Source organism: Nocardia sp. XZ_19_369, from assembly GCF_015355715.1.
Lineage (GTDB): Bacteria > Actinomycetota > Actinomycetes > Mycobacteriales > Mycobacteriaceae > Nocardia.
The window spans coordinates 894,787-908,316 of record NZ_JACVED010000001.1 but is presented as its reverse complement, the minus strand read 5'-3'; the positions used below and the strand labels follow the sequence as shown (position 1 = coordinate 908,316).

The following is a 13,530-nucleotide window of genomic DNA, read 5'->3' as shown; positions in this document are numbered from 1 at the left end:
CGCGTGTCGGCCAAGTTGAACAGCCGGGCGTGTTGGGTTAACAGCGCGGGTGACGGCTATGAGCTGAATCACATTGCCACCGGTCGGTTTTCCAAGTAATCCACAGGCCTGCTCATGGGAACCCTGTGACCAGCGACGATTTGCCGAGAATGTTCCGTATGGCAGTGCCCGGTAGCTGGCAAACAGCTAGTTATTCAGAGGAGTGGCCGACGTCGCACAACCGAAGACCACTCCCGTGCCGAACACGGGAGTGGTCTTCGATGTGGTGCTATATCAGCTGGCAGCGACCGTCAGGTCGAACTTGGCCACCACGTCCGGGTGCAGGTGCACCACGACGCCGTGCTTGCCGGTCGACTTGATGTGCGACTTCGGCAGCTCGATGCTGCGCTTGTCGACCACGGGCCCACCGGCGGCCTTGATGGCCGAGGCGACATCCGCCTGGGTCACCGAGCCGAACAGCTTGCCCGTGCCCGCCGTCTTCACCGACAGCGAGACCGACTCGAGGTTCTCGATGGCCTGCTTCAGTTCGTTGGCGTGATCCAGGTCGCGCACCTTACGGGCGTCCTGCGCCCGGCGGATGCCCGCGACCTGCTTCTCGGCGCCACGGCTGGCCACGATCGCCAGTCCGCGCGGCAGCAGGAAATTGCGGCCGTAGCCGTCCTTGACCTCGACGGTGTCGCCGGGCGCACCGAGGTTGTCCACGTCAGCAGTCAGAATCAACTTCATTTGCGTGTCTCCCTTACTCAGCGAGCCGTCGACACGTAAGGAAGCAGGGCCACCTCACGCGAGTTCTTGACGGCAACCGCGATGTCACGCTGGTGCTGCACGCAGTTGCCGGTGACGCGGCGGGCGCGGATCTTGCCGCGATCGCTGACGTACTTACGCAGCAGTGCCGTGTCCTTGTAGTCGATGTTGACGACGCCGGACTTGGCTTCCTTGCAGAATGCGCAGGCCTTCTTCTTGAGCACCTTTTCGCGCGCTGGCGCTTTAGGCATGGTCTTTTACTCCGTAATCAGTGATGGTCCACGCGAGGTAGACCTATGAGTTGCCGTTATCAGAACGGCGGTTCGTCATCTACGCGGCCGCCGCCCCCGAAGGAGCCTGCCGCGGGCGCACTGCCCCAAGGATCTTCCTCGGCACCGCCGGAACGTCCACCGCCACCACCGGCCGGGGCGGAGTTACCGCCGCCACCGGAGCCACCGGATCCGAAGCCACCGCCGCCACCGCCACCGCCGCCGCGGCTGGTCTTGTTGACCTTCGCGGTGGCGTACTTCAGCGAGGGGCCGACTTCGTCGACCTCGAGCTCGACGACGGTGCGCTTCTCACCCTGAGCGGTTTCGTAGGAGCGCTGCTTCAGCCGCCCGCTCACGATGACTCGGGAACCCCGGGTCAGGCTTTCTGCGACATTTTCCGCAGCCTCGCGCCAGATATTGCAGCGCAGGAACAGCGCTTCGCCGTCTTTCCATTCGTTCGAATTACGGTCGAACATCCGGGGAGTCGACGCGACGGTGAAATTAGCCACCGCCGCTCCCGCGGGCGTGAATCGAAGCTCGGGGTCGGCCGTCAAGTTTCCGATGACGGTGATGACCGTGTCGCCTGCCATGTGGTTCCTCCTGCTCGGTGTGCAGTCCGCGTCTCGCTGTTGCGCTAGAGCCTAGATACAGGCACCGACGCAATCGAGGTTTGCGGGACTACTTGTCGTGGCGCAGAACCTTGGTGCGCAGCACCGACTCGTTCAGGCCGAGCTGGCGATCGAGTTCGCTCACGGTCGCGGGCTCCGCGGTCAGATCGACCACCGCGTAGATGCCCTCGGCCTGCTTGGCGATCTCGTAGGCGAGCCTGCGGCGGCCCCAGATATCGACCTTGTCGACCTTGCCGCCCTCGGTACGAACCACGTTGAGCATCGTCTCGAGAGACGGACCAACGGTGCGCTCGTCCAGACTGGGATCGAGAATAACCATCACTTCGTAATGACGCACGGACCAATCACCTCCTGTGGACTAGGAAACGGCCACGGGCTCTCCGTGGCAGGAGGGTCGTTGCGTCAGCAACCCGACAAGGCTACATGAACGGCCTTGACCTCTGAAATCGATCCCGTCGGCGAGGGAACGCGGACGTTGATATACCTCGCCGCTTAGGGTGGTGCTCATGCCGACCGGACTCGCCATCAGCGACCTGATCGCGCGCCGCGTGACCCGTCGCACGGCGCTCGCGGCGGTGCTGCTCGTACTGTGCGGGCTCACCCTGGCGCTCGGGTATGCGAACAAGGCGCGGTGTGCGGGAGCGCCGTTCACGGCCGACGGTCGCAGTACGGTATTCGATGTCACCAAGGATTCGGATGTCTGCTACTCCGATATCCAGTTCCTCTGGCTGGGCCGCGACATCAACGAGCACGTCTTTCCCTATGTGCACGGTGGCATCACCGACGACGGCACGCTGGTCGGCGGTGCGGTCGAATATCCGGTGCTCAGCGGCGCGCTGATGTGGCTGGGTGCGCTCGGCGCGGACAACGATGCCGAGTTCCTGCGGCACTCCGCGCTGTTGCTCGCGCCGTTCGCGCTGCTGACCGCCTGGATGCTGGCCCGGCTCGCGGGGCCCGCCGCGCTGCTGTGGGCGGCGGGACCGCCGCTGGTGCTCTACGCCTTCCACAACTGGGAACTCCCGGTGGTGTGCACGGCGGTCGCCGCGGTGTACGTGGTCGCGACCTGGACCCGATACTCGTTGCGCACCAGGGGCATGGTGGCCGCGGTGCTGCTGGGTCTCGGGTTCTGTTTGAAGCTGTACCCGGGGATTTTCGTGTTGCCGCTGCTGGCCTACGTGCTCACCGGTGGTGTCGAACGCGACCGCGACGATACCGGCCTTGACGTGCGTGGCGCGCTGCTGACGGCGGGCGCGGCGATCGGCACGGTGATCGCGGTGAACCTGCCGTTCGCGCTGGCCGGGTACGAGGGGTGGCGGGCCTCGATCACCTTCCAGCAGCTGCGGCAGGCCGACATCACCACGAATTCCATCTGGTACTGGGGACTTCGGCCGTTGTTCGGGCCGGACACGCAGAGCGAGGCACTGTTCCAGCAGGTAGTGTCGATCGCCTCGCCGACCCTGGTGCTCGCCGCGTTCGCACTCGCGATGTGGCTCGGCTGGAAGCGATACCTCGCCACGAAGGTGTTCCCCTGGGTCGGCGTGAGCGGTGCGATGCTGTGCGGGTTCCTGCTGTTCCACAAGGTGCATTCCCCGCAGTACACGTTGTGGCTGGTGCCGTTCCTGGTGCTGCTCGAGGTGCCCTGGGCGGCGATCGCGGCCTACTTCGTCGCTGACGCCGCCCTCGGGATCGGCGTTTTCCGGTACTTCTACGCGCTGGGTTCCGGCCTGCCCTGGGAAAATATGGAAAAGGTCGTGCAGTTCGGGGTGTGGGGCAGGGCGGTGCTGCTCGTCGCGCTGTTCTTTCTGTTTCTGCGGGCGCGGCCGCGCGGTTACCGGCCGGTGCCGCCGCCGGTGCCGCGGTTCGCGCCCGGCGCACTGATCTCGGTCGGCTAGCCGGCTCGCGCTACCCCTGCGCGAACCCGCGTTGCAGGGCGGCGGCGATCTCTATCGCGCGAACGGTCTGGAATTCGATGGCGGCCAACTCGATTTCGCCGGGAGGTATCTGCCCGTTGTTCGAAACATGGCTCGCCCCATAGGGATTCCCGGATCGGAACTGCACCGGGTCGGCGTAGCCGGGCGGCACAATGATCGAACCCCAGTGGTAGAAGGTGTTGTTCATCGCCAGGATGGTCGATTCCTGACCGCCGTGCGCGGTGCCGGTGGAGGTGAACGCGGAGGCGACCTTGTTCACCAGGCCGCCCTGTTTCCACAGGCCGCCCGCGGTGTCGATGAACTGCTTCAGCTGGGCGGCGGGCAAGCCGAAGCGGGTCGGGCTCCCGAACAAAATCACCTCGGCCCAGTCCAGGTCGGCGATCTGCGCCTCCGGGACGTGCCCGGTGGCCGCGTGATTGGCCGACCACAGCGGGTTCGCGGCGATCGCCTGCGCCGGTGCCAGCTCACCCACCTTGCGGAGCCGGACCTCGGCGCCGGACTTTTCGGCGGCTGCCGCGGCCGCCGCCGCGAGCCGGTACACGCTGCCGGTTGCCGAGTAGTAGATGATCGCGACCTTGACCACGGTGTGCACGGTTGTCTCGTCTCCCTGTTTCGCGCTGCGAGGTGCGTCACTGCCAACCTCGGCGGACAGCGTGCCGGGTGCTGCTGAACGGTTGCTCGAGACTAGCCGAACGCCCTGCTCAGCGGGCGGTCCCGACCCGTGTCGCAACCGGGCGAACGCAGTGGTCACCGCCCTGCGGCGCGCGTGCTTTCCGTGTTCACTGGACGCCGGTCCGCTTACCCTGGTCGGGCCAGGTCGGAGTGAGGCGGTGGAGAACGGATGGATCAGGCGGTCGCGGGCTCGCCGCCCGCGGTGCGGTTGACGCTGCTCAACGGGGTGGAAGCGCACCGTGGCGAGCAGATCCTGCCGCTCGGCCCGCCGCAGCGCCGGACCGTGCTGTGCGTGCTGGCCTTCCGGCGGCGGCAATGGGTGTCGGCGTCGAGTCTGCTCGCCGCGCTGTATGACGGGGTGCCGCCGGCCAGCGGGGTCGGCGTGATCCAGACGTACGTGTCCGCACTGCGCCGAGTACTCGAGCCGGACCGCAAGCCACGCACGCCGCCGGTGCTGCTGCTGTCCGGGCACGGCGGATATCAGCTGCGGATCGAGGACGAGCAGACCGATCTCGGCGTGTTCGACCGGTTGGTCGGCGAAGCGGGCCGCGCCCGCGAAGCCGGTGATTGGGCGCGTGCCGAAGACCGCTACGCGCAGGCACTCGCCCTGTATTCCGGCGAACCGCTCGCCGGACTGCCCGGCCCGTTCGCCGAACGCCAACGCACGGCCTTGGCCGAACGGCGGCTCGCCGTGGTGGAGGACAGCCTCGATGTCGCTGTGGCACTCGGCCGTTCCGATGAGGTGATCGATCGTCTGCGGGTACTCACGGCGGAACACCCACTGCGCGAACGTCCACGCGTGGTGCTGATGCGTGCGCTGTACTCCCGCGGGCGTCAGTCCGAGGCGCTGGACGTCTACCGGGAGACGCGTAACTTGCTGGTGGATCAGCTGGGTGTCGAACCGGGGGAGCAACTTCGCGCCCTGCATACCCAGATCCTGTCCGGCGAGGTCGTGGTGAACCGGGCACCGCAACGACCGCACGTTGAGAGACAACCAAAACCGGCCGCCGCCGAACCACGTGCGGGCGAGGTGGCTGATGACTCGACTACCGTTGTCGCGCAGCGCTTTACGCGCCAGAATTGGTCTGATGGTGTGCCAGCTCGGACCGCTGAGACTCCGGAAGATACCGCTGCACAGCGGCTTTCGGACACCGCCTGGGTAAGGGAGTCGGCACCGCTCCCGCCCGGCGCTGAACATCGACTCGCGATGGTGTCCGCGCTGTGGCCTGCACCAGCGTCGTTGCCGACACCAGCACAGGCGGCACCGGCGTCGTCGGCTGCTCCGACTCCGACTCCGACTCCGACTCCGGCAACGGCAACGGCAACGGCAACGGCAACGGCTCCGGCTCCGGCTCCGGCACCGGCACCGACGTCGACATTCCCGATGTCGACATCCCCGACGCCGACTTCCGTTGCGGCGCCAGCACCGCTGGCAGCAGAGACACCGCCGGCACCAGTACCGCCATCGACACCATCACCGGCAGCACCGGTACCGCCATCGGCACCATCGCTGGTAGCACCGGCACCGTCGTCGGCGGCGACATCGCCGGCCGCCCCGACGCCGCCACGGCCCCAGGCACCGGCTTTTGCGCCGCCGGAACCAGCACCGACTTCGCCAGTGGCCCTGACACTCCCACCCGCGCCGACATCAGTTGTGGCGCCAACGGCAGCATCGCCACTGGCATCGACACCGCAGGCACCATCATCGCCACTGGCACCAGCACCAGTAGCGGAACCGACGTCGGCAGCCGCGGTGCCGACGATGGGACCGTCGGCGGTCGGATTCGCACCGATGCCCACACCGCCAGCAGCCCCCACGTGGACGATCGCACATGCAACGGCGTCAACACCGCCGGTCGCCTCGGCGTCGGCGACGGGGGCGATATCACCGGTAACACCACCATCGGTACCCGTCCTGGCACCGGTACCGCAACCCGATTCCGCGTCACCGCTGGTGTTCGAACGCGACCAGGAGCTGACGCGGATCACGGCGTGGACCGAGCGGGCCACCGCGGGTAGCGGTGGGTTGGTGGTGATTTCGGGGCGGCCGGGCTTCGGGAAGACGCAGTTGCTCGACGAGTTGGCGCGTCGCGTGCCTGATGCCCGGCGGGTGGATCTGCCACCGCCGTGGGACGGTGCGCCGCCGCTGGGGGCGATCGAGGAGCTGCTCGGTGTCGATGTGTCGGTGCAGGACTTCGATGCTCAGCTGGCAGAAGCGTTGCATACCAAGCTGATTCAGGATTCCTCGGCAGGTCTGCACGTGGTGCTGGTGGATGGTGCGGAGCACCTGGACGAGCGCTCGGCGCGGGTGCTGACGGCGGTGGCACCACGATTGCGTCGGATGCGCGTGTTGCTCGTATTGGCGTTGGACGAACGTCCTTGGGAGCCTGCGATTCTCGATCTGCACGCTCGGCTGGAGCCGCTCGCCGTCGCCATCTTGCGGCCGAGTGGACTCAGCGTCTCCGCGATCGAGGGCCTGTACGAGCGGCGGACCGGGACGGTGTGCCCGCCGGGACTGGCCGCGGATATTCAGCAGGTGACGGCGGATATTCCGCTGCTGGCCGGTGCGTTGATCACCGACCTGGTCGCCCTGCGCGACCACGACCGCATCCCGGAGTATCTACCGGAGGGCTGCTATTCACGCTCGATCAGCCGACTGCTCGGCCGATACTCCCCGCGCGGGGTCGCCATGCTGCGCGCCCTCGCCGTGCTGGCGGATGTGGCGCCGACCATCGAGGTGCTCGCTGCCGCCTGTGACGAACCGGCCGGCGTGATCCAGCACCGCTGCGAATTACTGTCCGCCTCAGGCATTTTGACCTCGGTGACGCCGCCGGTGTTCCGTCATCCCTTGATCGGCAACACCATTCGCTGGCTCGGCCGCCGCGAGGACACGGACCGGATCCGGATCGCCGCCGCCGAACAGGCGCGCAGCGCGGGCTACTCGGCCAGGCAGGTCGCCGCCTACCTTCGTGATCTGGTCGGCGTGCAGTACGCGCGGTGGACGGTGGTGCTGCTGGACGCGGCCGAGGAATGCTTGCGGCACGGCCTGATCGTCGATGCCGTGCGCCATTTGGCGGCAGCGTTGCGGATCACCGCGCCGACCGGCCGCGACGACATTCTCGTCCGGCTCGGCCAGTTGGAGCTGTGGACAAATCCCGCCGCGGCCCGCGCACACCTAGAGGAGGCGCTGCACAGCCAGCGTGCGCGTCAGGTCACGCCGACCGCGCTCATACCGTTGGCCTGGACGATGTCGACGCGGTGGCAGTCCGGCGCGGCCATGGCGCTGCTTGACGAGGTGCTCGCCGAGACGGCTGAACGAAACCCGTTGGCGGCCAAGAGTATCCGCGCTGCATCCTGGGCGGTTGCCGGTTTGACCTCGGCCACTTGGCGCGACTACGTCGCCGCACTGCGCAGCGCCGGATCGACCGATCAGATCACCACCGCGATACTCACCTGGGACGACGCCTTCCGCGTGCGGCACACTGCGCGCGCGACTCTCGCCCGCTTCCCCGCCGAACCTGATCCGGCCCGCGGCTGGGAAGTGTTGCCGCAGCAACTGATCGGCCTGCTGGCGCACCTGTCCATGTGGTCCGGCGACCTCGCGCTGGCCAGGCAACTCAGCGAACAACGCAAGGACCACCACTTCGGCACCATCGACGTCTACCGCCTCATCCTGCACTCGGAGGTGTTGCTGCGCTGCGGCGACTACCGCCGCGTGCTGCGCGAGGTCGCACCGACCGTCGGCACGCTGGGCGACGAATCCATCCGGCCGCCACTAGCACTGGTCGCCCAGTACGCGCACGCCCTGCTCGGGCTCGGCCGCCTGACCGAGGCCGAGCAGTGGCTCGACAGCGTGACCGAGCACGCCAACCCGGAAACCTGGGAGTGGACCGTGGTCATCCACGTCAAGGGTCTGCTGTGCGCCACCCGCGGCGATTCCCGCCAGGCGATCGCGCACTTCCTGGACTGCGGCCGCCGCGTGGGCGCGGTGGGCATCCGCAACCCGGCCCACATCCCGTGGCGCAGCTCCGCGGCCATGGAACTGGTGCGCCTCGGCGAGCGCGCGCAGGCCCGCGAACTGGCCGCCGCGGAACTCGAACTGGCCGAACAGTGGGATACCCCCGGCACCATCGGAAGGGCTTTGCGCGCAATGGCTTCCGCCGCGCCGGACGGCGTGGACGCGGACCTGCTGGACCGGGCCGTCGGCCTGCTGCGCCGCTACGACTCGCCGGTCGAACTGATCCCGGCACTGCTGGAACTCGCCGCGGTCCGGCACGACAGCGGCGACCCGGAGCGGGCCGTCGAGCTGCGCTGGGAGGCTCGCTCGCACGCCGAAACCATCGGCGCGACAAGGTATCTCGAACTCATCGGCGATCTGCTCGGCGCGACGGCGAGCATCCCGTCAGCCGGCAGCCTGCCCGCCGGCTGACGTGGGCTGAATGCAAGCGATCGTGTCGTCCGCCTTTACTGACCGGCGGCCCGCGCGATCAGCTCGGCGATGGCATCCGGCTGAGTGATCATCGAGGCGTGCCCGGTGGCCAGCGAAACGATGTGATCCTCGGTGGCCACCTGATAGGCCATCTTGGTCTCCAGGTCCGGGTGGATCATCGCGTCCAGCTCGGAGATCTGGTACCAGGTGTTGTCCCGCAGCGTCTGCCACGCGGGCGTCGCGGTGCCCGAACCGGCAAGCGACAGTACCGAAGTGGGCTTCTGGGTGGCGGCGAGCAGCGCGGCCTCGCGCGGGTCGGCGTCGGCGGCGAAGTCGGCGTGGTAGCGGTCGCGGGCGATGATCAGATCCGGGATGTCCTCGGCGCCGATGTTCACCAGGTCTGCGCCGCTGGGCAGGTCCTGGCCGAATTCCTGGTTGATCTGGAAGGCGGACTGGCCCGCGGTGGGGGCGTAGGCGGCGACGAACACCAGCCCGGTGACGTCGGCGCGACCGGCGCCCGCCTGGCTGATCACGGCACCGCCGTAGGAGTGGCCGACCAGGATCGTCGGACCGATCAGCGCGTCCAGGTCGCGGGTGACGGCGGCGACGTCGTCGGCGAAGTCGCGCAGCGGCAGTTGGCTGGCGACGACGGTGCCGAAGCCTTTGTCGAGCAGGCGCTCGATCACCTTGTTCCAGCTGGACCCGTCGGCCCAGGCGCCGTGCACGAGCAGCACATTCGGGGTGGTGGTCATGGGTTTCCTCCAGTTCACGTCGGAGCGCCGCAGTACCGGCGATCGATCTCCTACAGCATCTGGAGTCGACTGAACGTGGTCTGAATGTCCACCGAACGCGCTGGTCAAGCGGTCTGTCGCGCGCGAAAAGGGGTGTTCTATTTACGAGCGCTGTGCCAGTTCATGCCCCAGCGATAAGCCTCGTCGATCTCTTTCTGCGCACCGTTGATGTAGTGCACCTCACGGTGGACCGTGATGCCGCTGCCTTGGTTCTGCAGCAGCGCGATGGCGCAGGAGCGAGCACCGTCCACCGGGGAGTCGAGCCGGACCTCGATCTGCGGGCCGGAGGTCGGGAAGAGGGTGACCACACCGTCGGCGGCGGCCCAGTTCGGCACGCCCTCGTAGATGAAGGCGAAGATCAGAATGCGCCGGAACAATTCGGGCCGTGCGAGATTGATGTGCATATTCTCACCGCCGGCCGCGTTGCCGCTGCGGTCGTCACCGTCGAGCGCGATGAACGGCTCGGCGTCGAGTGCACCGAAATTATTGCCGACCGCCTGCACGACACCCTTGTTGCCGTTGGCCAGTTCGTAGAGGCAGCCGAGGTCGAGATCGACCGGCTTGGACCTGCGGAAGAAACCCTTCGAACCGGTGGACCAGTTCAGGTTGACCCGCATGTTGCCTTGCTGCTCACCCGGTTTGGTGAGGTTGATGCTGGGTGTCGCCTTCGACAGGGTCACCTTGGACAGGTTGACCCCACCGGCGTTGCTGTCGTTCGCCATCGGCGTGATCCCCCTAGAGAAATGGGAGCGGCAGCGGTCCTCCCGAGGGAGTGGCCGCTGCCGCACGAGTATTCGGCTGCCTGCCGAAAATCAGCCTACCGGGGTCGGCTCTCGTTCGCTCTCCACTTCTTTGTCGTCATTGCGGCGATTGCGCAGGATGCTGGAGACGAACGCGGCACCGATGAACGCGACACCGACCAGGCCGGTGACGAGCTCGTTGACGTGCACGCCGATCGAGACGAACAGGATGACCGCCAGCGCGCCGATCGCCCAGTGCGCGCCGTGCTCGAGGTATACGTACTCGCCGAGCGTGCCCTTGCGCACCAGGTACACGGTGATCGAGCGGACGAACATGGCGCCGATCAGACCGAGGCCCAGCGCGATGATGATCGGGTCGGCGGTGATGGCGAACGCGCCGATCACGCCGTCGAAGGAGAACGACGCGTCGAGCACCTCGAGGTAGAGGAACAGGAAGAACCCGGCCTTGCCCGTGGCCTTGACCAGCTCCGACGGCCCGTCACCGGAGTACTCCTCGGTGTGGAACATCGAGCCGAGCCCGTCCACCACGATGTAGACCACCATGCCGAGCAGGCCTGCGAGCAGCACGGTCGAGCGCTTGTCGTCGGGGGTGAGCAGTTCCGCGGTGAGCACCAGTCCGATGGACGCGACGACCACCGAGAGCATGTCGAGCTTGCCGAATCGGGCGAGCGGGCGCTCCAGCCAGGACAGCCAGGTGATCTCACGCTCTTCGAAGATGAAGTTGAGGAACAGCAGCAGCAGGAACATGCCGCCGAACGCGGCGATCTGCGGATGCGCGTCGGTGAGCAGCGTTTCGTAGCTCGGCTCGCCGTTCGGGAAGTACGCTGCGTCCCCCTCGGGCGGGTTGAGCGCCAGGTCGAACGCCTTCACCGGGTTCAACCCCGCGGTGACCCAGACGATCGCCAGCGGGAAGACCAGGCGCATGCCGAACACGGCGATCAGGATGCCGATGGTGAGGAAGATCCGCTGCCAGAACTCGCTCATCCGCTGTAGCACCGTCGCGTTGATGACGGCGTTGTCGAAGGACAGTGAGACTTCAAGGATGCCGAGGATCAAGACCAGCGCCAATGCCGTTGGTCCGCCGTACAGGAAGGCTACGACTAGCGACAGCACTGTCACGATGATCGACATGCCGAAAATGCGCACGACCACGCGGGGACCTTTCGTTTGCGTCGACCGGACGACTATCCGTCCGAGCGCTTGTCTGATGAAACCGATTCGGCGCCGCTGATACCAGCGTGGCCGGAGAACCCTTGCTTGTCCAACGATCCTGCACGCAGCAGGGTTCCCACGCATCCGGATGCCCGGGCGCACAAGCAGGGGGCCCGTCACCAGGCCCCCTGCTTGTTGTGAAGTGTGCTTTAGACGTTCACGCCGTAGTCGCGGGCGATACCGGCCAGGCCGGCCGCGTAGCCCTGACCGATGGCACGGAACTTCCACTCCGCACCGTTGCGGTACAGCTCGCCGAAGACCATCGCGGTCTCGGTCGAGGCGTCCTCGGTGAGGTCGTAGCGGGCCAGCTCTTCGTTGTTGCTGCGGTCGACAACGCGAATGTAGGCGTTGCGCACCTGACCGAACGACTGCTGCCGCGTCTCGGCGTCGTAGATCGACACCGGGAAGAAGATGCTCTCGATGGTCGGCGGCGTGTTGGCCAGGTCGACGTTGATGACCTCGTCGTCGCCCTCGCCCTCACCGGTCTTGTTGTCGCCGGCGTGCTCGATGGCGCCTTCCGGCGACTTCAGGTTGTTGAAGAACACGAAGTGCTGGTCCGAGAGGACCTTCTTGTCCGCGCCGGTCGCGATCGCGCTGGCGTCGAGGTCGAAGTCAACCCCGGTGGTGGTCCGTACGTCCCACCCTAGGCCGACTGCGACGGCGGTCAGGTTAGGCGCCGCCTTGGTCAGCGAGACATTGCCGCCCTTGGACAAACTGACACCCATGCGGGATTCCCTTTCAATAGTCCGTCATTGGTTCCCAGCATGTCCGAATCGCCGGGTACGCCTTACGACAGTAGTAGGTTTCCGCGAACTTGCGTAGGAACCCGCAGAACCCTCGGTGAACACGAGAGATCTCTAAGATCGGGGCGTGGCGGGTCGTAGGCGTGGTTGGTTCCGTTCGTCCGGGAACAACGAATGGATCGAGCAGGCGCGAGCGTCGCTCGCGTCCGCGTTCCTCGACATGGACCAGCGTCAGAGCGCGGCCGAGGCGGCGGTGCACGCGGCCGAGGAGGTGTTCCCGGATCGCAGAATGGCCGCGGCCTGGGAGCCGGTGCGCGGCCGTTGCTACGACGCCGCGGGCGCGTACGTGGCGCTGACCGAGCAGCTCGACCAGGCCGAACGCGAGGGAACCCCGCAGGCGCAGGGCCCACAGCAGACCGCGACGGTGACCAGACAGCTGACCGACGCGGCCCGGGCCGTCGACGAGTTCTACCGCCGCCATCAGGCCCAGCTCGAGCAGGCCGTCGCGATTCTCGGCACCGTGCCGCAGCTGGCTCACCAGGTAAAGCTCACCGCGGCGGGGGTGCGCGGGCAGGCGGCCGAATCCGAGCACGCGAACTACCCCTCGGTCCGCGCGCACACCTCGGCCGTCGATGAGGCTCTTGTCACACTGGAAGCCCTGGGTCCGGGCGCGTCCGCCGCCGCGGTCCGGGAGGCCGCGAACCGGCTGGAGGCGGCGACCAAAAGGTTGGCGGACGCGTTGGCGCAGGCGCCGACCCGAGCCACGGCCGCGAAGACCGCGATCTCCTCGGTCAGCACCAGGCTGGCCGCCGCGCGGACCAAGGCCGAGGGGCTCGCACCGGCGTACTCGAGCCTGCTGCGCGAATTCAACGCTGCGAGTTCGGCCGATTTAGCTGACAATGAGCGGGAAAGCCAGCGAGCCATCGATGCCGCGGAGGCCGCCCTGGGCCGGGCGCGCGCGGCAGCGGCGGAGCACAACCCGGAGATTGCACTTGATCTGACCACATCCGCCCGCGGGTATCTGACAGAGGCCGAGCAACGGGTCGACGCCGTCACCAAACGGCTCGCCACGTTGCGTGAAGTACGGTCCGACCCGCAAGAGAAAGCCAAGGCCGTACGATTTCGGCTGCGGGACGCCCAAATGCTCGCGGTGAGTCGCGGGCTCGTCACCGAATGGGGCTCTGTGCTGGACGCACAGGCCGCACGGATCGACCGGATCAGCGAAACACTGACAGGTAGGCACCCGAACTACTGGGCCTATGTGGTGGAGCTGGATACCATCACCGACTTCATAGCCGGGGTAGTGGATCGAATGAGAAAACAAGCAGGACCACGACGAGAATGAGGGT

The 13,530-nt window shown here is 67.0% G+C and carries 13 protein-coding genes and 1 pseudogene; 5 read left to right on the top strand and 9 right to left on the bottom strand.

The genetic code is table 11. The annotated features are described in order from the left end of the window. Window positions 1–273 precede the first annotated feature (273 nt). From rplI to rpsF, 4 genes are all read right to left on the bottom strand, one after another. A complete protein-coding gene (gene rplI / locus IBX18_RS04240; RefSeq protein WP_107653392.1) occupies window positions 274–726 on the bottom strand; it encodes a 50S ribosomal protein L9 in 453 nt (150 codons plus the stop codon). Between the two features lie 17 nt (window positions 727–743). Next, window positions 744–995, bottom strand: coding sequence for a 30S ribosomal protein S18 (gene rpsR, locus IBX18_RS04235; protein ID WP_194832392.1), 252 nt, complete (start codon window positions 993–995; stop codon window positions 744–746). A gap of 59 nt (window positions 996–1,054) precedes the next feature. Further along, a complete protein-coding gene (locus IBX18_RS04230; protein ID WP_194832391.1) occupies window positions 1,055–1,603 on the bottom strand; it encodes a single-stranded DNA-binding protein in 549 nt (182 codons plus the stop codon). Window positions 1,604–1,691: 88 nt separating this feature from the next. Further along, window positions 1,692–1,979, bottom strand: a complete 288-nt coding sequence (gene rpsF, locus IBX18_RS04225; protein ID WP_014989072.1) for a 30S ribosomal protein S6 — start codon at window positions 1,977–1,979, stop codon at window positions 1,692–1,694. A 169-nt stretch (window positions 1,980–2,148) separates the two neighbouring features. On the opposite strand from rpsF, the gene IBX18_RS04220 reads away from it, so the two are divergent. Next, entirely contained in the window at window positions 2,149–3,534 is a 1,386-nt protein-coding gene (locus tag IBX18_RS04220; RefSeq protein WP_194832390.1) for a glycosyltransferase family 87 protein, read from the top strand. Window positions 3,535–3,544: 10 nt separating this feature from the next. Here IBX18_RS04220 and wrbA read toward each other — a convergent pair whose 3' ends face one another. Next, window positions 3,545–4,156, bottom strand: a complete 612-nt coding sequence (gene wrbA, locus IBX18_RS43370) for an NAD(P)H:quinone oxidoreductase (RefSeq protein WP_194832734.1) — start codon at window positions 4,154–4,156, stop codon at window positions 3,545–3,547. 258 nt (window positions 4,157–4,414) lie between these two features. On the opposite strand from wrbA, the pseudogene IBX18_RS43365 reads away from it, so the two are divergent. From IBX18_RS43365 to IBX18_RS41900, 3 genes and pseudogenes are all read left to right on the top strand, one after another. Further along, window positions 4,415–5,125: pseudogene (locus IBX18_RS43365) on the top strand (BTAD domain-containing putative transcriptional regulator); the annotation flags it as partial. Between the two features lie 341 nt (window positions 5,126–5,466). Then, on the top strand, window positions 5,467–6,264 hold the full coding sequence (locus IBX18_RS41905; RefSeq protein WP_228540290.1) for a hypothetical protein: 798 nt from the start codon (window positions 5,467–5,469) through the stop codon (window positions 6,262–6,264). After that, a complete protein-coding gene (locus IBX18_RS41900) occupies window positions 6,200–8,674 on the top strand; it encodes an ATP-binding protein (RefSeq protein ID WP_228540289.1) in 2,475 nt (824 codons plus the stop codon). The genes IBX18_RS41905 and IBX18_RS41900 overlap by 65 nt, the downstream gene beginning before the upstream one ends. Before the next feature lie 35 nt (window positions 8,675–8,709). Here the strand turns inward: IBX18_RS41900 and IBX18_RS04205 are convergent, their stop codons facing one another. From IBX18_RS04205 to IBX18_RS04190, 4 genes are all read right to left on the bottom strand, one after another. Further along, window positions 8,710–9,426 carry an alpha/beta fold hydrolase gene (locus tag IBX18_RS04205; protein ID WP_194832388.1) on the bottom strand — a complete coding sequence of 239 codons (717 nt, stop codon included), beginning with the start codon at window positions 9,424–9,426 and terminating at the stop codon, window positions 8,710–8,712. 137 nt (window positions 9,427–9,563) lie between these two features. Then, entirely contained in the window at window positions 9,564–10,187 is a 624-nt protein-coding gene (locus IBX18_RS04200) for a Tellurium resistance (RefSeq protein ID WP_135234053.1), read from the bottom strand. 90 nt (window positions 10,188–10,277) lie between these two features. After that, a complete protein-coding gene (locus IBX18_RS04195) occupies window positions 10,278–11,378 on the bottom strand; it encodes a DUF475 domain-containing protein (protein WP_194832387.1) in 1,101 nt (366 codons plus the stop codon). A 209-nt stretch (window positions 11,379–11,587) separates the two neighbouring features. Continuing rightward, window positions 11,588–12,163, bottom strand: a complete 576-nt coding sequence (locus tag IBX18_RS04190; protein WP_107653385.1) for a TerD family protein — start codon at window positions 12,161–12,163, stop codon at window positions 11,588–11,590. Window positions 12,164–12,308: 145 nt separating this feature from the next. On the opposite strand from IBX18_RS04190, the gene IBX18_RS04185 reads away from it, so the two are divergent. Further along, a complete protein-coding gene (locus IBX18_RS04185) occupies window positions 12,309–13,526 on the top strand; it encodes a hypothetical protein (protein WP_194832386.1) in 1,218 nt (405 codons plus the stop codon). The last annotated feature ends 4 nt before the right edge of the window (window positions 13,527–13,530 follow it).

Coding starts and splice junctions, on each gene's coding strand:
- IBX18_RS04190 (WP_107653385.1), bottom strand. CDS start 12,163: ATGGGTGTCAGTTTGTCCAAGGGCGGCAATGTCTCGCTGACCAAGGCG.
- rplI (WP_107653392.1), bottom strand. CDS start 726: ATGAAGTTGATTCTGACTGCTGACGTGGACAACCTCGGTGCGCCCGGC.
- IBX18_RS04200 (WP_135234053.1), bottom strand. CDS start 10,187: ATGGCGAACGACAGCAACGCCGGTGGGGTCAACCTGTCCAAGGTGACC.
- IBX18_RS04205 (WP_194832388.1), bottom strand. CDS start 9,426: ATGACCACCACCCCGAATGTGCTGCTCGTGCACGGCGCCTGGGCCGAC.
- IBX18_RS04220 (WP_194832390.1), top strand. CDS start 2,149: ATGCCGACCGGACTCGCCATCAGCGACCTGATCGCGCGCCGCGTGACC.
- rpsR (WP_194832392.1), bottom strand. CDS start 995: ATGCCTAAAGCGCCAGCGCGCGAAAAGGTGCTCAAGAAGAAGGCCTGC.
- IBX18_RS04230 (WP_194832391.1), bottom strand. CDS start 1,603: ATGGCAGGCGACACGGTCATCACCGTCATCGGAAACTTGACGGCCGAC.